The sequence below is a fragment of the Lutibacter sp. Hel_I_33_5 genome (genome assembly GCF_007827455.1).
Taxonomy (GTDB): domain Bacteria; phylum Bacteroidota; class Bacteroidia; order Flavobacteriales; family Flavobacteriaceae; genus Polaribacter.
In genome coordinates this window covers 222908-243962 of the sequence record NZ_VISM01000001.1, presented here as the reverse complement: position 1 = coordinate 243962, position 21055 = coordinate 222908, and the positions used below count along the sequence as shown (strand labels likewise).

Annotated in this window: 19 protein-coding genes; 13 read left to right on the top strand and 6 right to left on the bottom strand. The window is 29.7% G+C overall.

Annotated features, from left to right (window positions below; genetic code table 11):
* The first annotated feature begins 76 nt into the window (after positions 1-76).
* Complete coding sequence (locus OD91_RS01105) at positions 77-544, top strand: DUF6495 family protein (protein ID WP_144894564.1); 468 nt, start codon at positions 77-79, stop codon at positions 542-544.
* Here OD91_RS01105 and OD91_RS01100 read toward each other — a convergent pair.
* Entirely contained in the window at positions 541-1248 is a 708-nt protein-coding gene (locus tag OD91_RS01100; protein WP_144894563.1) for an NAD-dependent deacylase, read from the bottom strand. The two genes, OD91_RS01105 and OD91_RS01100, sit on opposite strands and share 4 nt — an antisense overlap.
* Before the next feature lie 71 nt (positions 1249-1319).
* Between OD91_RS01100 and OD91_RS01095 the strand changes: the two genes are divergently transcribed.
* Both OD91_RS01095 and OD91_RS01090 read left to right on the top strand, forming a co-directional pair.
* Positions 1320-1997, top strand: coding sequence for an RNA methyltransferase (locus OD91_RS01095; protein ID WP_144894562.1), 678 nt, complete (start codon positions 1320-1322; stop codon positions 1995-1997).
* On the top strand, positions 1990-2580 hold the full coding sequence (locus tag OD91_RS01090; protein ID WP_144894561.1) for a YdeI family protein: 591 nt from the start codon (positions 1990-1992) through the stop codon (positions 2578-2580). Before OD91_RS01095 ends, OD91_RS01090 begins: the two co-directional genes overlap by 8 nt.
* Here the strand turns inward: OD91_RS01090 and OD91_RS01085 are convergent.
* From OD91_RS01085 to OD91_RS01065, 5 genes are all read right to left on the bottom strand, one after another.
* Positions 2577-2945: a DUF4258 domain-containing protein gene (locus OD91_RS01085; protein ID WP_144894560.1), complete on the bottom strand. Its 369-nt coding sequence runs from the start codon at positions 2943-2945 to the stop codon at positions 2577-2579. The two genes, OD91_RS01090 and OD91_RS01085, sit on opposite strands and share 4 nt — an antisense overlap.
* A gap of 29 nt (positions 2946-2974) precedes the next feature.
* Positions 2975-7087, bottom strand: a complete 4113-nt coding sequence (locus OD91_RS01080) for a T9SS type B sorting domain-containing protein (RefSeq protein WP_144894559.1) — start codon at positions 7085-7087, stop codon at positions 2975-2977.
* Positions 7088-7226: 139 nt separating this feature from the next.
* Positions 7227-8423: an alanine dehydrogenase gene (locus tag OD91_RS01075; protein ID WP_144894558.1), complete on the bottom strand. Its 1197-nt coding sequence runs from the start codon at positions 8421-8423 to the stop codon at positions 7227-7229.
* Between the two features lie 6 nt (positions 8424-8429).
* Complete coding sequence (tsaE, locus tag OD91_RS01070; protein ID WP_144894557.1) at positions 8430-8837, bottom strand: tRNA (adenosine(37)-N6)-threonylcarbamoyltransferase complex ATPase subunit type 1 TsaE; 408 nt, start codon at positions 8835-8837, stop codon at positions 8430-8432.
* 47 nt (positions 8838-8884) lie between these two features.
* Positions 8885-10432: a bifunctional response regulator/alkaline phosphatase family protein gene (locus OD91_RS01065; RefSeq protein ID WP_144894556.1), complete on the bottom strand. Its 1548-nt coding sequence runs from the start codon at positions 10430-10432 to the stop codon at positions 8885-8887.
* 129 nt (positions 10433-10561) lie between these two features.
* Here OD91_RS01065 and OD91_RS01060 point away from each other — a divergent pair, with 129 nt between their 5' ends.
* The 10 genes from OD91_RS01060 (at position 10562) to OD91_RS01015 (ending at position 20840) form a co-directional block, all read left to right on the top strand.
* Positions 10562-11800, top strand: a complete 1239-nt coding sequence (locus tag OD91_RS01060; protein ID WP_144894555.1) for an HD domain-containing protein — start codon at positions 10562-10564, stop codon at positions 11798-11800.
* Between the two features lie 105 nt (positions 11801-11905).
* Positions 11906-13297, top strand: coding sequence for a bifunctional UDP-3-O-[3-hydroxymyristoyl] N-acetylglucosamine deacetylase/3-hydroxyacyl-ACP dehydratase (locus OD91_RS01055; RefSeq protein ID WP_144894554.1), 1392 nt, complete (start codon positions 11906-11908; stop codon positions 13295-13297).
* Positions 13298-13300: 3 nt separating this feature from the next.
* Complete coding sequence (gene lpxA / locus OD91_RS01050) at positions 13301-14083, top strand: acyl-ACP--UDP-N-acetylglucosamine O-acyltransferase (RefSeq protein WP_144894553.1); 783 nt, start codon at positions 13301-13303, stop codon at positions 14081-14083.
* 48 nt (positions 14084-14131) lie between these two features.
* The gene (gene efp, locus OD91_RS01045) at positions 14132-14698 is read left to right on the top strand and encodes an elongation factor P (RefSeq protein WP_144894552.1); all 567 of its coding nucleotides are present in this window, start codon (positions 14132-14134) and stop codon (positions 14696-14698) included.
* A gap of 2 nt (positions 14699-14700) precedes the next feature.
* Positions 14701-15627, top strand: a complete 927-nt coding sequence (locus OD91_RS01040) for a UDP-3-O-(3-hydroxymyristoyl)glucosamine N-acyltransferase (RefSeq protein WP_144894551.1) — start codon at positions 14701-14703, stop codon at positions 15625-15627.
* A gap of 116 nt (positions 15628-15743) precedes the next feature.
* A complete protein-coding gene (gene sucD, locus OD91_RS01035; protein WP_144894550.1) occupies positions 15744-16616 on the top strand; it encodes a succinate--CoA ligase subunit alpha in 873 nt (290 codons plus the stop codon).
* Positions 16617-16724: 108 nt separating this feature from the next.
* Positions 16725-17471, top strand: coding sequence for a 3-oxoacyl-[acyl-carrier-protein] reductase (fabG, locus tag OD91_RS01030; protein WP_144894549.1), 747 nt, complete (start codon positions 16725-16727; stop codon positions 17469-17471).
* An 87-nt stretch (positions 17472-17558) separates the two neighbouring features.
* On the top strand, positions 17559-19577 hold the full coding sequence (locus tag OD91_RS01025; protein WP_255513131.1) for a VWA domain-containing protein: 2019 nt from the start codon (positions 17559-17561) through the stop codon (positions 19575-19577).
* Between the two features lie 2 nt (positions 19578-19579).
* Positions 19580-19972, top strand: coding sequence for an acyl-CoA thioesterase (locus OD91_RS01020; protein ID WP_144894548.1), 393 nt, complete (start codon positions 19580-19582; stop codon positions 19970-19972).
* Between the two features lie 37 nt (positions 19973-20009).
* Complete coding sequence (locus OD91_RS01015; protein WP_144894547.1) at positions 20010-20840, top strand: prohibitin family protein; 831 nt, start codon at positions 20010-20012, stop codon at positions 20838-20840.
* The last annotated feature ends 215 nt before the right edge of the window (positions 20841-21055 follow it).

Below are 21055 nucleotides of genomic sequence, written 5' to 3'. Positions count from 1 at the left end.
AACTAGGATTTTTAATTTTATTAAGATGATTAATATGCGAATTACATCTGACCTTTAATAAAACATAAAATTACAGATGAAATATAGACAACTTACCAAAGAACAATTTGAAAGTTTACATGAAGAATTTGCACGATTTTTGGCTTCTCAAAAAATTGATAAAAAAGAATGGGACGCCATAAAAAAAGATAAACCGAACGTTGCCGAAGAAGAAATGAATGTGTTTTCTGATGTTGTTTGGGATGATGTTTTAAACAAAACTGAGTATTTAGAACACTTCTCAGAAAAAACAGTGAATCTTTTTAAATGCTATCAAGAAGAGTTTAGTAGAATTGTTATAAAGGTTGATAAAGACATAAACCTATTAGAACAGGATGGTTTTGAATGGTTATTAAAGAATCCAAATGATAAAAGTATTGAATTCTTTAACGGCTCAAAAAAGTATCTAAAAGAAAGAAATGTTGAGATTTTTGATTTAATCGAAAAAGGAAGTACGATTGCTAAAGGAGAATTGTACGAATACTTTAATAGATTGTTAAGTTAATTTTCATCTCGAGCGGAATCGAGAGTTCTCAGTAACTCAATTAATGTATCAGTACCAGAACTAGCAACATCTTCTATTATCGTAAGATTATTAAATTGGTTTTTATTTACTGAAGGTTTTGGATCAATAAAATAAATTGGTGTATTGGGTTTAATATAATCAACTAAACTAGCGGCTGGATAAACTTGCATAGAAGTGCCTATAATTGCTAAGATATCTGCTTGTTGTGTGATTTCTATAGCGTTTTCAAGCATTGGAACTGCTTCTCCAAACCAAACAATATGTGGTCTAATTTGATGTCCGTTTTTACAAAAATCATTTAAGTTAATATCTTTTTTCCACTCGAAAACGTCTTCTTCATTATTCGTACTTCTGGCTTTAATTAATTCACCATGAAGATGTAAGACTTTTTTACTACCAGCTCGCTCATGTAAATCATCAACATTTTGGGTAATAATTTCAATATTATAATCTTTTTCTAAATCGACTAAATTTAAATGCGCCTTATTAGGTGAAACTTTTAATAATTGACTTCTTCGTTGATTATAAAACTCTAAAACTAAGCTAGGATTAGCTGCGAAACCTTCTGGGGTTGCAACTTCCATTATATCATGTCCTTCCCATAATCCATCAGCATCTCTAAATGTTTTTAATCCACTTTCAGCACTCATTCCGGCACCAGTTAAAATGACTATTTTTTTCATCAACTATAAAAAGTTTGAGTAAATTTTAATTAATTTCTCTTGGAGTAAAAATAATAATTAAGTTTGTAAATATGATTGACAAACAACTTTTAACCTATTATGAAGGATATTTAACGGATAAGCGTAAAAAATTATTCAGAAAAATACTAGCACAAAGAACAAGGCATTTCACAGTAGTTTTAGAAGATATTTTCCAAGCACATAACGCAAGTGCTGTTGTAAGAACCTGTGATATTTTTGGCGTACAAGATATTCATGCCATTGAAAACAAGTACATTAATAAAGTTTCGAGGCATGTAGCAAAAGGATCTCAAAAATGGCTGAGTTTAAATAGATATAGTTCTGATGGAGATAATACCAAAACATGTTTAAAAGAATTAAAAGAAAATGGGTATCAAATAATTGCTACAACACCACACAATGATTCTTGTTTGTTAGAAGATTTTGATATTACTAAAAAATCAGCATTTGTATTTGGTGTAGAAAAGGAAGGAGTTTCTGATTATGTTAAAGAACATGCAGATGGATTTTTAAAAATTCCAATGGTTGGTTTTACAGAAAGCTTAAACATATCTGTTGCAGCAGCTATTATTTTGCAAAATGTAACCGAAAAACTAAGAAACTCTACTATAGATTGGGAACTAACAAATCAAGAAAAAGAAATTTTGTACTTTAATTGGGTGAAAAAGACCATAAAAAATGTAGATAAAATTGAAGAACTCTATTATAAAAGATTAAAAAATGAATGATAAAGTTGCCGAATATATTTCTAAAAAAGAAAAGTGTAGTAAAGAGTTGGTTTTATTACGCTCAGTATTTACAAATTTACCTGTTGAAGAAACAATAAAATGGGGTGCACCAACCTATGTTTTTAACGATAAAAATATTGTGGGTTTAGCAGCTTTTAAAAATTATTGTGGTTTATGGTTTTTTCAAGGAGTATTATTAAAAGATGAACAGAAAGTTTTTATAAACGCTCAAGAAGGAAAAACAAAAGCAATGTTACAATGGAGATTTCATTCTATGGATGAAATTGATACTGAATTAATAAAAAGCTATGTTTTAGAAGCTATAGATAATGTAAAGGCAGGAAATGAAATAAAACCAAATAGAGCTAAACCTTTAGTGGTTTGTTCATTTTTACAAGCAGCTTTAGATACTAATAAAAAACTGATTACTTCTTTCGAAAGCTTAACTGTAAGTAAAAAAAGAGACTATGCCGATTATATTTCTTCAGCAAAAAGAGAGGTTACAAAGCAAAAAAGATTAGAAAAGATTATTCCTATGATATTAAGTGGAGTAGGAATCCATGACAAATACAAAAATTGTTAATTTAAAATCACTTTCTTTATAGTTGCTGTAGAATCACAACGTTCTATTAATAAACTAACAGTTTTCAATTCTTTTTTTCCTGTAACATAATATTCTGCACAAGGCTTTTGTCTTGGTTTTCCTTTTCCAAAATCAACATCGCCATTTTGTAAAATGGCTGCTATTTTTAAGGTGTCAATATTATGTTGTGTCATTTTTATTTTAGCTTCATCAGAATAAACTCTATCTCTTATTCTGATAGTTTTTAGAGTTCTAGCATCCATGCCATAATCAAAAGAAGCATTTTTTTTCTGCCAAAAAAAATAGACACCAATAGCGCCTAATGATAATCCTATTAAATAATAAAAAATACGTTTTACAAGCATGTTACGATTTTAGATCAGCAAAAATAACGCTAATTTCTTATCAATGAAAGGTTAGATCTAAATTCTGTATGCTTTCCTTGAAAAGTAAATGCTACTATAAACCAATAATCTGATGCATTTGCTAAATTACCAGTATTAGTATATCCATTCCAACTCCCAGTTGAGGGTTTAAATGTGTAAATTAATTTACCAAATCTGTTGTAAATAGTTACAATGGCTTCTGGATTATTTTTTAAATGATGAATATTCCAAACATCATTTATACCATCACCGTTTGGTGTAAAAAAGTTAGGTGTTTCTATAGCTGTGAAATTAAAAACAAAATCACCACAATATTCTGTGATGTCTTTTACAATAATCGTGTGATTCCCAAATCCTACATTTCTAAATGTATTACTTTCTTGAAATTCTCCATCATCTAATTTAAATTGATAGCTTCCTAAACCTTCATCACTAAAATTAACCCTAACAGTAGAATTACTTGAAAAAGCAGGAGTTAAAAATTCAATAGCCGCTTTAGGTGTCGATTTTCTAACCAAAACTTCTGTGGGATTATAAGTACAATTTGCTCCAACATCTGGAATTAGTTTAATAAACTCTATTCTATAGATTCCTTCTTGGTCAGCTTCATAACTCACTCCAGTTCCCACTAATTGATTATCTAAATACCAATTTGCAGTAAATTCATTTGGATTTAAACCAGTCTCTAAAATAGCGGTATTTCTTATGAGTCCTGTTTCTGAATCTTCACAAATAAAGGCATCTAAAATTACTAAATCTAATAGGGGATGAACTGTTAAATCAAATGACGTTTCTGTAAAACAATCTAAGTTGTTTTGTGTAAATGCTCTTACATATATTTTTTGTGTTCCTATTTCTGAGATTGTATAATCTGCAATATTAATTTTGTCAATTCCGTTTGGCTGTCTATAATAATTTATATCTACTCCAGTTATTGGAGTTATTGGAGTTAGTGATGGAAGTGTAAAAGAATTACAATTTTCAATATCATTAAATACTGGTAAAATGGGTGTGTTAGAAATAGTAACTGTAAAGTTAGATTGATCTGAGCAGACAATTCTTGTGCCCGATTCTGAATATATATAAATAGTTTGAGTTGTATTTATAGTCTCTCCTGCATTTAATTGAGTTCCTTGACCATTTTGCTCTGTAAAATAATTACCTACAGTTAGTGGCGGTAAAATATAGGTGTCACATGCTTTTATATCTTCTAATTCATCTACTTCAACTTTTAGAATATTGACAGTAAAAAAGTTTTCATTAGTACAGCCTTCCAAATCTGAATAATCATTAAATATAAAAATCCTTTGATTGGTTGTAATTACTTCACCAGCATTTAATTGTGTTCCTTGTGCACCAGATTCTGTATAATATCTTCCATTAGAAAGTTGTGGTAAGGTATAAGTATCACAAACAAAAACATCAGTAAAATTATCAATTATAGGAAATGGTCTAATCTCTACTGTAAAACTAGTTTGAGCATCACAAAATTGATTGGTATTATATATAAAAACAGTTTGTGTAGTATTAATAACAGCTCCAGTATTTAATTGTGTTCCTTGTCCTCCTGGTAGCGTAAAATAGTTTCCGTTTGTTAAAGCTGGTAATGTTGGTAAATCATCTTGACATCTAATAATATTTTCTAAACTATCTACTGGCGGTAAAGGATTAATTGTAATATCTATAGAAATATTATCGGTACAATTTGTATTATCGGTTATTTCGGGAGCGAAATAAAAAACAGTTTGAGAACTTGTTATAGTAGTACCAATAGCAATAGGAGTTCCACCACCAACAGCTTCAGTAAAATAACCACCAAATTCAACATTTGGTAATCTATAATTACCACAAGCGCTTAAATTTTGAAAAACTGAAGTATCTATAATTGTTACATTAAATAGACTTGAATTTGTACAATTGGTAACTGCATCAATATTAAAAACATGGATTGTTTGAGTAGATGTAACTTGTACTCCTGCATTTAGTTGCGTTCCGCCTCCATCTATTTCTGTAAAATAATTACCATTGGTAATAGGAGGTAAGGTATAAGAATCACACGTAATAACATTTTCAAAAGTATCTACTGGAGGTAGCGGGTTAACTATAATATCAAACTGGGTATCTACACAAATACTGTCGTCTTCGTTTATTGCATAAAAAAAGATAGTTTGATTTGTAGTAAATTCAGTTCCTGAAGGAATAATTGTTCCAGTTCCGTTTGGTCCATTTGTGGCATCATAAAACACTGAATTGGGATAAGATGGCACCGTAAAAGTTCCACAATGTACTAATGGAACCGTATATTCATCTGCCATATTTATTGTGAAATTAGTTTCATTAAAACATCCATTTGGATTGGAATTGTATATATATACTGTAGATTGATTTGTAATTAAATCTCCGGCATTTAATTGAGTCCCTGTTCCTTGCGGTCCAGTAAAATAATTCCCGTTTGCAAGAGGTTGCAAAGTATATTCCGAACACACATAAACGTTTTCTAACGTTGTTATTGGTGGCGAAAGATTAATAGTGATGTTAAAATCAACTACATCAAAACAAATTGAATTTGTATTATCTGTTAATCGCGCCCAAAGAATTGTAATTCCACTCCCAATAAGTGGATAGTTTTCTGGATTAACAATAGCATTTATATTGCTTTCAGCTTCATTTTCATTTCTAAAATAAGAAACTGTATAATTCAGTGGATTTAAATTATTTAAGATTTGTTGTTCAAAAGTATCTGGAATGTTTAACGTTTGATCTGTTTGACAAACCGTTATATTTGAAGGTCTAGTTGCTTCAATATTTGTAATATTTAAATTGAAATTTACGGTATCTGTACAAATAGTATTCGTGTTTTTGTTTCTTAAGCGAATGAAGATAGTTTCATTACCACCGCTTGGATATTGTGATAATAAATTATCTGCTATAGGTAAATTATTAGTGGCATTTTCGATGGAATTATAATACAATATGTCATAAATGTTTTCATCAACATTTAATGCAGTCGTATTGTTTAAAGTTAAATTAAAAGTGACATTATTCCCGCTACATTCTTGTAAATCGTTCGGTTGATTTACTTGTAAAGTAGAGATAATAACTTCATCAGAAATTATACAATTAGTTGTTGTATTGGTAATATTTAATTTATAAGTTCCTGGTTGATTTACGGTCAAACTTGTGTTGATTTCATTTGGAATAGCCACATCATTTAAAAGCCATTCATAAGAAAAGTTGGTTGTATTTGTATATCCTGAATTTAATTGAGTAGTATCACCACTACATAAAACACTATCTTCTCCTAAATTCAAAAAAGTATCAAAACTTCCAGCTTGAATAAATACTGCAGAATCAAAGGTAGCATCATTATAATCTCCAATTGCAAACTTAATTCTGTATGGATTATTAGGTGTTACTAAAGAACTTGCTGTTAAAACATTTGTAAAACCTCGCATATTTACGGAAGAATTTGCTGGAGTGTCTACATTATATGTGTTGAATAATTCTGGATTTGTTGAATTACATGATGAATTATATTGATTATCTCTAATTTCTTTTACTGAAATAGCATTTTGAGTATTTGGAACTACTGCAATGTTTTTAGTAATTCCTGTGGTTAAATCAGTAAGAAAAAAACCAAATACATCACTAAATCCGCACTGCCATTCACCATATTCATTAGAAGCAAATAAAAAGTTAAATGAAAAATTAGTAGAAGAAGGAGTAAAATCGAATTCTAAAAATGCAACATCTGTTATTTGTGCTGGTTGATTGGATTGATTACTTAATGTTTGTAAATCGGCATCAGAATTTGTATTTAATTGACTATTTAAGTTATTTCCTGTATAAATACCTTGTGTGTGCGTTGCGATTCCGTTTCTAATGATAATCCCTTCATTTAAAGGGAAATTTGAACCATTATTACTGAAGTATGCGACGGATTGATTTGAAGATACACTAATGTTTGAACGTGTTGCACACGAATTTGAAAGCAATAAATCTACCATTCCTTGAGAAGATAAATTACTATCATTAACAGTAACTTGACTAAAACCACTGTTACAAAAACATAAGATAGCTATTAAAAACAGCCATTTTGTTATTCTTGGGGGAATAAACATTATTCTAAATTATTAACAGTTTATACTATAATAAACTAAAATATATAACTAGTATATTTAAATTTTATTACTTCAAAGTTATAAAAAAACCATCCACTATTACTGTAATAAAATAATAGTTATTTACAGTTTTATTATATTAAATAATTAGTAAATTTATATCTCTAAAAGGTAAGTCAAACCAATTTGCTACTGTTTTATTGGTTAAAATTCCATGATAAAAATACATTCCGTTTCTTAGACTTTTATCATAGCGTGCAGCGTTTTCAAATCCGCCTTCTTCAGCAATATTTAGTAAGTAGGGAGTAAAGATATTACTAATCGATACCGAAGCGGTTCTGGAATATCTAGAAGGTATATTGGGTACACAATAATGTATTACACCGTGTTTTTCAAAAGTAGGTTTTTTATGATCTGTAATGTTTGACGTTTCAAAACAACCACCACGATCGATACTAACATCAACAATAACAGCTCCTTCTTTCATTTGCTCAATCATTTCTTCTGTGGCAACAATAGGTGATCTGTTTTTTCCTCTAATTGCACCAATAGCAACATCGCAACGCATTAATGCTTTAGCTAATGTTTTTGGTTGAATGGTTGATGTATAAATAGGCATACTTAATGCATGTTGTAATTTTCTTAGTTTAGTGATAGAATTATCAAAAACTTTTACTCTAGCGCCTAAACCAATTGCAGATCTTGCAGCAAATTCTCCAACGGTTCCAGCTCCAAGAATTACAACACTTGTAGGTGCTACACCACCAATATTTCCGAATAATAAACCATTTCCTTTATTAACGCCGCTCATTAATTCACCAGCTATTAGAACAGAAGCTGTACCGGCAATTTCACTTAACGATTTTACTATTGGAAAAACACCATGTTCATCCTTTATATAATCAAAAGCAACAGCGGTAATTCTTTTCTTAGCTAAGCATTCAAAGTATTTTTTGTTTTGAGTTTTTAATTGCAATGCAGAAATTAAAATACTTTGGGGGTTGATTAATTCAATTTCTTTTTCGGTTGGTGGAGCTACTTTTAAAATGATATTACAGCCAAAAGCTTCTTTTATATCATATGAAATTTTAGCGCCAGCATCAGAATATTCTTTATCGGTAAAATTTGCATCTTCACCAGCTTTCGTTTCTACAACAACCCGATGGCCGTTTTGAGTTAATGCTGCAACTGCATCTGGTGTTAAACAAACTCTTTTTTCTTGAAAATGAGTTTCCTTAGGTAAACCAATAAATAATTCTCCTTTTTGCTTTTTTACCTCAAGCATTTCTTCTTGTGGTAATAATTCTTCTTTACTAAATGGAGAAAACTGACTCATAAAAAGTTATTTAAGCTGAATATTTCTTTTACCATCTTCTAAAAGTGAGATGTGAATTTCAACAGTTTCTAAAGGTAATAAATTTTTAACGTTTTCTGGCCATTCAATCAAACACCAATGATTTGTATATAAATAATCTTCAATTCCCATGTCTAAGGCTTCGTTTTCATCTTCTATTCTATAAAAATCAAAATGATAAACAATTTCTCCTTTTTTAGTTTGATATTCATTTACCAGTGAGAAAGTAGGTGAGTGGGCAATATCTTCGATTTCTAAGACAGTACAAATTTCTTTTATTAACGTTGTTTTTCCAACACCCATTTCTCCATAAAATAATAGAATTTTATGTTGAGCGTTTTCTATTACTTCTTTTGCGACATCGGTTAATTGATCTAAAGAATAGGTTTTATTCATAGAAGACAAAGGTAAAAGTAAAAAAGGAAAAGTAAAAGCTATTTTAGTTATTTAGGCTCATAAATTGCACAAGGAATAATAACTTCTTCTAAAGAGATTCCACCATGTTGATATGTGTTTTTGTAGTATTTTACAAAGTGATTGTAATTGTTTGGATAGGCAAAAAACAAATCTTCTTTTGCAAAAATAAATGGACTATTAAATGATATACTAGGTAAATAAATGTCTTTAGGATTATTTACTGCATACACATCTTTATCTTCATAACTTAAGCTACGACCTGTTTTGTAGCGTAAATTTGCACTAATATTTTTATCCCCAATTACTTTTGTTGGATGTTTACAATTTATAGTTCCGTGGTCTGTTGTGATAATTAATTTCTGACCTAATTGTTGTGCTTTTTGAAGAATGTCAAATAATGGCGAATTTTTAAACCAGCTAACTGTTAAAGATCGATACGCTTTATCATCTCCAGCTAATTCCTTAATAACTTCCATTTCTGTTTTTGAATGTGAAAGCATGTCAACAAAATTATAAACAACAACTGTTAAATCGTTTTGCTTAGTACCATTATAATTATCGGCTAATTCTTTTCCTTTTTTTAACGAAGTTATTTTATAGTATTCGTGTTTTATATTTAACCCTAATCGTTGAATCTGTGCTTTTAAGAACTCATTTTCATATAAATTCATTCCGCCTTCATCGGTATCATTTTTCCAAAGGTCGGGATGTCTTTTTTCCATATCTAATGGCATCAATCCAGAAAATATAGAATTTCTAGCATATTGAGTTGCTGTAGGTAAAATACTAAAGTACGAATGCTCTTCTTCCTTTTTGTAATGATTATTGATAAAAGGCTCTAAAACTCGGTATTGATCATAACGTAAATTATCAATCACAATTAATAAAGTTCCATTTTCCGAATCAATATTAGGAACTACATAATCTTTAAATAATGTATGAGAAAACGTAGGTCTATCATGAGCTGTAAACCAATCTTGATAATTCTTTTTTATAAATTTATAAAACTGAGTATTTGCTTCAGATTTCTGGCTTTCTAAAATACCTAACATTCCAGAATCGTTAATATTCTCCAATTCTAATTCCCAGTGGACTAGTTTTTTATACATATCAATCCAATCCTCATAAGAATTAACCATAGCCAAATCCATCGCTATTTTTCTAAATTCTTGTTGATAATTAGAAGTTGTTTTTTCAGACACTAACCTAGATAAATCCAGGTTCTTTTTTAAACTCAATAATATTTGATTCGGATTTACAGGTTTAATTAAATAATCTGCAATTTTAGAACCAATAGCTTCTTCCATTATATATTCTTCCTCACTTTTAGTAATCATTACTACAGGAAGATTTGCTTGTTTTTGTTTGATTTCTGCTAAGGTTTCTAAACCCGTTAAACCTGGCATATTTTCATCTAAAAAAACAATATCAAATTGAGTGTCATCAACTAAATCAATAGCATCTGTACCATTATTACAAGTAGTAACATTGTAATTTTTACTCTCTAAAAAAATGATATGAGCCTTTAATAAATCAATTTCATCATCAACCCAAAGAATGTCTATTTTTCTCATATAAAAAGATTATTTACTAAAGAAACGGTTAAATACATATATGTTGTGTTTCTAAATGATAAAAATACGTTAATAAAATAATGTTTGGTTTGGTTTTGCTAGATTTGTCTTGAATTGTAACTTTTTATTTTGGCAAAAACTAAAACTAACAAATTAAAAATAATTAATGATCCTATTTATGGCTTTATATCCATACCAAATCCATTAATTTTTGACATTATAGAACACCCTTATTTTCAGCGTTTAAGAAGGATTACTCAAATGGGTTTTTCTAATTTGGTGTATCCAGGTGCAAATCACACCCGATTTCATCATGCTATTGGTTGTATGCATTTAATGCAAAAAGCGATACGTGTATTACGAACAAAAGGCGTTGAAATTTCTGATGATGAAGAAAATGCAGTATCAATTGCTATATTATTGCACGATATTGGTCATGGCGCTTTTTCTCATGCTTTAGAGCATAGTATTGTAAACGGAATTTCGCACGAAGAGATTTCAATAAAGTTTATGAAATCATTAAATAACCATTTTAATGGAAAATTAGATTTAGCCATCGCAATTTTTGAAGGGAAATATCATAGAAAGTTTCTATATCAACTAATATCTAGTCAATTAGATATTGATCGATTAGATTACTTAAAACGTGATAGTTTTTATACTGGAGTTGCTGAAGGAAATATTTCTTCGGATAGGTTAATTGCCATGATGAATGTAAAAGATGATGAATTAGTAATTGATCAAAAAGGAATTTATTCTGTCGAAAAGTTCTTGATTGCTAGACGATTAATGTATTGGCAAGTGTATTTACATAAAACGGGTTTAGTAGCTGAAAACATGTTGGTTAAAGTTTTAAAAAGAGCAAAAGAATTAACAAAAAAGAATATTGAAATTGAAGCGAGTACAGCTTTAAAATATTTTTTAAACAATGAAATTTCTTTAAAAGATTTTGATGATGAAAAACTTGAATTGTTTTCAAGATTGGACGATTACGATATTTTACATGCCATAAAAGATTGGAGAAACCATTCAGATTTTGTGTTATCACAATTATCAACAATGATTATTGATAGAAAACTGCTAAAGATTGATATACAAGATGAAAAACATTCAAAAGAAGAAATAACAATCATTAAAAATCAATTAAAGGAAGCATATAAATTAGATGATGATTTGGTAGCTTATTTTGCATTTACAGATATGGTTTCTAATCAAGCATATAATTCAGAAATTCCGATTAAAATCTTAACAAAAAAAGGAACATTGTTAGATATTGTAAAAGCTTCAGATCAATTAAACCTACAGGCATTGGCAAAGCCAGTAAATAAGCACTTTTTGTGTTATCCTAAAAAAATGAAATTAGCCTAATACTAAGTTTTTTTATACTTTTGCATTTGATGAAATTTACAGCACTAAAAACAGTTTCAAAACTAACTACAATAGAAAAAGAGCTTATACTCAAAATGAATAATAATGAGTAACAAACAACAAACCATACAAAAAGAGATTACGTTATCTGGTGTAGGATTACACACAGGAAATAATGTAACAATGACATTTAAACCTGCACCTGTAAATCATGGATTTGCATTTACAAGAGTAGATTTAGAAGGAAGCCCAACAATAGAAGCAAAAGCCGAATATGTTGTAAATACGCAACGAGGAACAAATATTGAAAAAAATGGCGTTCAAGTACAAACATCAGAACATGTATTAGCGGCTGCTGTTGGATTGAATATTGATAATTTAATTATTGAATTAAATGCATCTGAACCTCCAATTATGGATGGTTCTTCTAAATATTTTATTGAAGCTTTAGAAAAAGCTGGAATAAAAGAACAAGATGCTGATATTGAAGAATACATTGTTAAGGAAATAATTTCCTATAAAGATGAAGTTACAGGAAGCGAGATTATTTTAATGCCTTCTGATGAATACCAAGTAACAACTATGGTAGATTTTGGAACTAAAATTTTAGGGACTCAAAATGCAACTTTAGAAACAATTTCAGACTTTAAAAATGATATAGCAGCAGCAAGAACATTCAGTTTTTTACATGAAATTGAAATGTTGTTAGAGAATGATTTAATTAAGGGAGGCGATTTAAACAACGCGATTGTTTATGTAGATAAAGCGCTTTCTGATTCCACAATGGAAAAATTAAAGAAGGCTTTTAATAAAGATAATATTGCTGTAAAATCAAATGGAATATTAGATAATTTAACCCTTCATTGGGCTAATGAAGCTGCACGACATAAATTATTAGATGTAATTGGTGACTTAGCTTTAGTTGGCAAAAGAATAAGAGGAAAAGTTATAGCCAATAAACCTGGGCATTTAGTAAATACTCAGTTTGCTAAAAAATTAGCTAAAATCATAAAATTAGAAAAAAGGAATAATGTTCCTACCTATGATTTAAGTCTACCACCATTATTGGATATTCATCAAATTATGGATATTCTACCACATAGACCACCATTTTTATTAGTTGATAGAATTTTAGAATTAACTGATAAACATGTTGTTGGTATGAAAAATGTAACAATGAATGAAAATTTCTTTGTTGGTCATTTTCCAGGAGCACCAGTAATGCCAGGAGTTTTACAAGTAGAAGCAATGGCACAATGTGGAGGGATTTTGGTTTTAAGTACAGTTCCAGATCCAGAAAATTATTTAACGTATTTCATGAAAATGGATAAAGTTAAGTTTAAACAAAAAGTACTTCCTGGAGATACATTAATTTTTAGATGTGAATTAATCACACCCATCAGAAGAGGAATCTGTCATATGCAATCATACGCATATGCAAACGGAAAATTAGTTGCTGAAGCAGAATTAATGGCTCAAATAGCAAAAAAACAATAAGTTATGAATCAACCTTTAGCATATGTTCATCCACAAGCAAAAGTTGCAAGAAATGTTGTGATAGAACCTTTTACAACCATTCATAATAATGTAACAATTGGTTCTGGAACTTGGATAGGTTCTAATGTTACTATTATGGAAGGCGCACGAATAGGTAAAGACTGTAGAATCTTTCCTGGTGCTGTAATTTCTGCAATTCCGCAAGACTTAAAATTTGAGGGTGAAGATTCTTTAACAATTATTGGAGATAATACCACTATTAGAGAATGTGTTACGGTTAATAGAGGAACTAAAGCTTCAGGTAAAACATCAATCGGAAAAAATTGTTTAATCATGGCAACAGCACATATTGCGCATGATTGTTATTTAGGTGATAATTCGATTGTAGTTAATGGTGTAGCGCTTGCAGGTCATGTTATTATTGGAAAACATGCAATTATTGGAGGTTTAGCAGCCATTCATCAATTTATACATATTGGAGATCATGCAATGGTTTCGGGAGGATCTTTAGTAAGAAAAGATGTTCCTCCATATACTAAAGCTGCAAAAGAACCTTTGTCTTATGTCGGAATTAATTCAATAGGATTAAGAAGAAGAGGATTTAGTGCAGATAAAATTAGAGAAATACAAAATATATATAGAATTCTGTATCAAAAAAATTATAATACCACACAAGCAGTAGAAAAGATTGAAGCTGAAATGGAAGCAACTCCAGAAAGAGATGAGATCATTTTATTTATTCGTAATTCTCAACGTGGAATTATGAAAGGGTATTGGGGAGGATAAAAAAATAATAAAACTAACTTGTTAATTAAAGTATAAACAAAAAAGAAAATGGCAACAACATCAGATATTAGAAACGGATTATGTATTAAATATAACAACGATATATATAAAGTTGTAGAGTTTTTACATGTAAAGCCAGGTAAAGGGCCTGCGTTTGTAAGAACTAAATTAAAAAGTGTAACCAACGGTAAAGTAGTTGATAATACATTTCCTGCTGGTAGAAAAATTGATGAAGTACGTGTAGAAACACATAAATTTCAATATTTATATAATGAAGGAGATACCTATCATTTTATGAATCAACAAGATTATACTCAAATACAATTGCAAAAAGATGTATTAGATGCTCCTCAATTAATGAAAGAAGGAGAAGTAGTTACTGTGATAATCAATTCTGAAGATGACATGCCGTTATCTGTTGATATGCCAGCAAGTGTAATTTTAGAAGTAACGCATACAGAACCTGGTGTAAAAGGAAATACAGCAACAAACGCAACGAAACCAGCAACTGTTGAAAGTGGAGCAACAGTAAATGTACCTTTATTTATTAATGAAGGAGATAAAATTAAGGTTGAAACTACAAAAGGAACGTATCAAGAAAGAATTAAAGAGTAATTTTGAAATTCAAAAATCCACAAACACTTCAACAAATAGCTAATTTATTAGAGGTTGATTTTATTGGTGATGAAAGTTTTGAAATAACTGGAATCAATGAAATTCACGTTGTAGAAAATGGAGATATTGTTTTTGTGGATCATCCAAAATATTATGATAAAGCTTTAAATTCAGCCGCAACTACTATTTTAATCAATAAAGAAGTTGATTGCCCAGAAGGAAAATCATTGTTAATTTCTGATGATCCTTTTCGTGATTTTAACAAACTCACACAACATTTTAATCCTTTTATAGCATCAAAAAATAATATTTCTGATACTGCAATCATTGGAGAAAATACTATTATTCAGCCTAATGTTTTTATAGGAGAATATGTAGTTATTGGTGAAAATTGTACTATTCATGCAAATGTTACGATTAATAATAATTGTGATATTGGAGATAATGTAGTTATACAATCCAACACTGTTTTAGGAAGTGATGCTTTTTATTATAAAAATAGACCAGAAGGATTTGATAAATTAATTTCAGGAGGAAAAGTAGTTCTAGAAGATAATGTTGAATTAGGAGCTTCTTGCACTATAGATAGAGGAGTAACGGGAAATACAACAATAGGAAAAGGGACGAAAATCGACAATCAAGTTCATGTTGGACATGATACTATTATTGGTGAAAAATGTTTGATAGCAGCTCAAACAGGTATTGCGGGATGTTGTATTATTGAAGATGAAGTTACTATTTGGGGACAAGTTGGCACCAATAGCGGAATAACAATTGGAAAAGGAGCTGTTATTCTTGGACAAACTGGCGTTACAAAGTCAGTAACAGGAGGGAAAAGCTATTTTGGAACACCCATATCAGAATCAAGAGAAAAATTAAAAGAAATGGCTGAAATAAAACGTTTATTAAAAGAGAGAAAGAATGGATAAAATTCTTTTTTAAAATCATTCAATAAACTATTTTTGCAGCATAAAATTAAATCAAATTCCATTTTACTTTCCCTTTGGGAAATGTCCGCAGGACAATGGGAATAAAAAATAAACTAATGAGCGTTTTAGTAAATAAAGATTCAAAAATTATAGTACAAGGTTTTACAGGAAGTGAAGGAACTTTTCACGCTGGACAAATGATAGATTACGGAACCAACGTTGTTGGTGGTGTAACTCCAGGAAAAGGTGGTCAAGAACATTTAGGGAAACCAGTTTTTAATACTGTAGATGAAGCTGTAACTAAAGTAGGAGCAGATACTTCAATAATTTTTGTACCGCCTGCATTTGCTGCAGATGCAATTATGGAATCTGCTGAAGCTGGAATTAAAGTAATTATTTGTATTACTGAAGGAATTCCAACTGCCGATATGGTAAAAGTTAAAGCGTATATTGACACTAAAGACTGTACATTAGTGGGGCCAAATTGTCCAGGTGTAATTACTCCAGACGAAGCTAAAGTTGGTATTATGCCAGGTTTTATCTTTAAAAAAGGTAGAGTTGGAATTGTTTCTAAATCTGGAACATTAACCTATGAAGCAGCTGACCAAGTTGTAAAACAAGGATACGGCATTACTACAGCTATTGGTATTGGTGGAGATCCAATTATTGGTACAACAACAAAAGAAGCTGTTGAATTATTAATGAATGATGATGACACTGAAGCTATTGTAATGATTGGTGAAATTGGCGGAAACCTTGAAGCAGAAGCTGCACAATGGATTAAAGCTGATGGAAATAGAAAACCAGTTGTTGGTTTTATTGCAGGTCAAACTGCACCAGCAGGAAGAACAATGGGTCATGCAGGAGCAATTGTAGGTGGAGCAGATGATACTGCACAAGCTAAAATGAAAATATTAGCAGAAAACGGAGTGCATGTAGTAAGTTCACCAGCTAAAATTGGTGAAATGATAGCATCAGTATTAAAATAAAAATTACAAGATAACGTATATAAATTCTCGTTTATATTGAATTAATTTCAATATCTCGGGAATTTCTTTTTTATATTTGACATACAATCAACCAAATAAAATTTTAGAATGAAATTACTAGAAAATAAATCAGCAATTGTTACTGGCGCAACAAGAGGAATTGGACGCGGTATTGCTGTTGAATTTGCAAAACAAGGTGCAAATGTTGCTTTTACGTATAGTTCTTCTGTAGATGCTGCAAAAGCATTAGAAATCGAATTACAAGGTTTAGGTGTAAAAGCTAAAGGATATCAATCGAATGCAGCAAACTTTGATGCAGCTCAAGAATTAGCTAAAAGTGTTTTAGAAGAATTTGGAACTATCGATATTTTAGTAAATAACGCAGGTATTACAAAGGATAACTTATTAATGCGTATTTCTGAAGATGATTTCGATAAAGTAATTGAAGTTAATTTAAAATCGGTTTTTAACTTAACAAAAGCGGTTATTAGACCAATGATGAAACAAAGAGCTGGTTCTATAATTAATATGAGTTCTGTTGTTGGATTGAAAGGAAATGCTGGTCAAGCTAATTATGCAGCATCTAAATCGGGTATTTTAGGGTTTTCTAAATCTGTTGCTTTAGAATTAGGTTCTAGAAATATTAGATCAAATGTGGTTGCTCCTGGATTTATTGAAACTGAAATGACAGGAAAACTGGATGAGAAAGTTGTTCAAGAATGGAGAGACAATATTCCTTTAAAACGTGGTGGAACACCAGAAGATATTGCAAATGCATGTGTTTTCTTAGCTTCAGACATGAGTGGTTATATTACTGGACAAACACTTTCTGTTGATGGTGGAATGTTAACATAAAAAAATAAACAAAAAATAAGTTAAAACCTGTAGCATTAATTTGCTACAGGTTTCTTTTTTAATATCTTTCGAATTAAATTATTGCATTTGCAAACCACAACAATTTTCTATATAGTTTTAGCACTTTTTCTAAGTGTTGGTGTTGCTTATTTTCAATATTTTTTTAAAAATAAAGATAAACGAAGCATCAATTATGTTTGGTTTGGTTTAAAAGCATTAAGCTTATTTTTATTGTCATTACTTTTTATCAACCCAAAAATTACTACTACTCAATTAAAAAATACAAAACCGGTATTATCTGTATTGGTTGATAATTCTAGTTCTACTAGCTATTTCAATCAAAAAGAATATATATATCAATTTATTGATAAATTAAAATCAAATACATCATTAAATACTAAGTTTGATGTTACTTTTTTATCTTTTGATAACAATACGAAAACAGTAGATAGTTTAGATTTTACTGGAAGTCAGACAAATATATCAGAAGCTTTACGTGCAGTAAATCAGCTTAACAAAAATACATTAAATACAAGTATTTTAATTTCTGATGGAAACCAAACTATAGGTAACGATTATGAATATGTAAAGTCTAAACAAGCTGTTTTTCCTTTAGTAATAGGTGATACTACTCAATACAAAGATGTTAAGCTTTCTCAATTAAATATAAATAAGTATAGTTATATAAAAAATAAGTTTCCAGTTGAAGCTTTAGTTTTTTATGACGGAAAAGAAACCGTTAATACTCAGTTATCTATTTATAGTGGTAGTAAAACATTATTCACTAAAAAAATCACACTATCACCAGAAAATAATACTCAGACTATTGTAGCGAATCTAAGTTCTACAAAAGTTGGTCAACAGTATTATACGGCATCTATTAGAAAATTGCAAGATGAAAAGAATACTAAAAACAATAGTAAACGTTTTTCTGTTGAAGTAATTGATGAGCAAACTAAAGTGTTACTTCTTTCTTCAATTATCCATCCAGATTTAGGTACGTTAAAAAAAGCTATAGAAAGTAATAAACAGCGAAAAGTTGATATAGAACTAGTACATAAGTTTAACAAACAAATTAAAGATTATCAGTTAGTTATATTTTACCAGCCAAATAATAATTTCAGAAAATTCTTTACTAAAGAAACTTCAAATTTCTTATTAATTTCGGGTGATAAGGCAGATTGGAATTTTATTAATTCGCTTAATCTAGGAATTAATAAAAAAGCAATTTATCAATCAGAAAATTATGGAGCAATTTATAATGATCAGTTTTTAACGTATTTTCAAAAAGATATTGGTTTCAGTGATTTTCCGCCATTAAAAGATAAATTCGGTCAAATCTCTTTGGGTGAGCATCATCAGACTTTATTGTATCAAAAAATAAACGGGTTAGAGTCTACACAGCCTTTAGTATCTTCTTTTGAACAAAATTCAAAAAAATACGGAGTTATTTTTGGAGAAGGTCTTTGGAAATGGCGTGGGGCAAGTTTTAGACAATCGAGTTCTTTTGAAGATTTTGATGATTTTATTGGCAATCTTGTTCAATATTTAGCTTCAACCAAAAAAAGGAAAAGACTAGAAGTTTCTTCAGAAAGTTTATATCCTTCAAATGCTACCATTCCAATTTCTGCTTTTTATGTTGATAAAAACTATCAATTTGATGCTAGGGCTATTTTGGAGTTAACGTTAACAAATACTGATACTAAGAAACAAAAAAAGTATCCTTTTTCTTTAATGAATAATTCATTTCAGCTTTCATTAGAAAATATTACTGCTGGAAATTATTCCTATAAAGTTTCTGTACTTGGAGAAAATGTTAGTAGATATGGTAAATTTAAAGTTACAGAATACAATGTTGAAGAACAATTTACAAATGCGAATGCAGATAAATTAGAGAAATTAGCCAATAGAACAGGAGGGAAGCTCTTTTTTAATAATCAGGAAGATGATTTGTTAAATGAGCTCATAAATGATAAAAAATATTATACCACTCAAAAATCAATTGAAAAAGAACAAAATTTAATTGATTGGAAATGGATATTATTTTTAGTTATTGGATTGTTATCTATTGAATGGTTTAGTAGAAAATATTACGGAAAATTATAATCATGAGATTTCACACAAGAAAATGGGTAAAACCACAAGATTTAAATCCAAACGGAACTTTATTTGGAGGTAGATTATTAGAATGGATAGATGAAGAATTAGGCATTTATGCCATCATTCAGTTAGAAATTCCAAGAACAGTTACAAAATACATGTCGGAAATTGATTTTGTAAGTTCAGCAAAACAAGGAGATATAATCGAAATAGGGATGGAAGTCTTGTCTTTTGGAAATTCCTCTATTACACTAAAATGTGAAGTAAGAAACAAACTAACACATAAAGTAATCATTATAATAGATAAAATAGTAATGGTTTCATTAGATGAAAATGGAGTTCCTAAAAAACATGGAAAAACTAAAGTAGAATTTGTTAAAGACAGATTAAAAGATAAATAATATATCGTAAATTTGAAATAACTTAAAAAAAATAAAAATGGCAAATCAAGTAGATTTACAGTTTCCAAAAAAAGGATTCTTATTCATAATATTAGGTGCAATTTTAATCATCTTATTTTCAAAATCAACAGAAACAATAAAATCTGGTCAAGCAGGTGTTTTATATAAAACTTTTGGTGGTGGTGTTGTAACTGATGAAGCACCTATGGGTGAAGGATTTCATATAGTAATGCCTTGGAATAAGGTTTTTGTTTATGAGGTAAGACAACAAGAAATCTTTGAAAAAATGCAAGTATTATCTTCTAACGGATTAGAAATTCAATTAGAAGCATCAGCTTGGTTTCAACCACAATCAGAAAAAATAGGGCTTTTACATAAAGAAAAAGGAGAAAATTATATCTCTAGAGTTATTCAACCAGCTATTCGTTCAGCAGCAAGAAGTGTTGTAGGACGTTATACACCTGAACAATTATATTCTAGTAAAAGAGATGTAATTCAAGAAGAAATTTTCACTGAAACAAAGAAGATATTAGACAAACAGCATATTCAATTGAATGAAGTTTTGGTTAGAGATGTAACCTTACCAACCACAATTAAAACTGCAATTGAACGTAAATTAAAACAAGAGCAGGAATCTTTAGAATATGAGTTTAGGTTAGTTACAGCAAAGAAAGAAGCTGAAAAACAAATTATTGAAGCACAAGGTAAAGCAGATGCAAACAAAATTTTAAGTGCATCATTAACAGATAAAATTTTACAGGATAAAGGGATTGAAGCTACGTTAAAACTGTCTGAATCTCCAAATAGTAAAGTGGTATTAATTGGTGCAGGAAAAACAGGTATGCCAATTATATTAGGAAATCAATAGATTATATAACAATTAAGACATATTATATATCCGATTCGTATTACGAGTCGGATTTTTTTATTTCTTAAAGTTCTGTTAAACTGATTTAATCTTGTAACAATATTTCTAAACTAACGTCAAACAAGTGTATCATTTAGAATATGTAAAAATATTTTATTTGATATTTAGTTAGTTTTTAATAGTTGATAAAAGGCTCAAAACGTACTTGTTTTGAG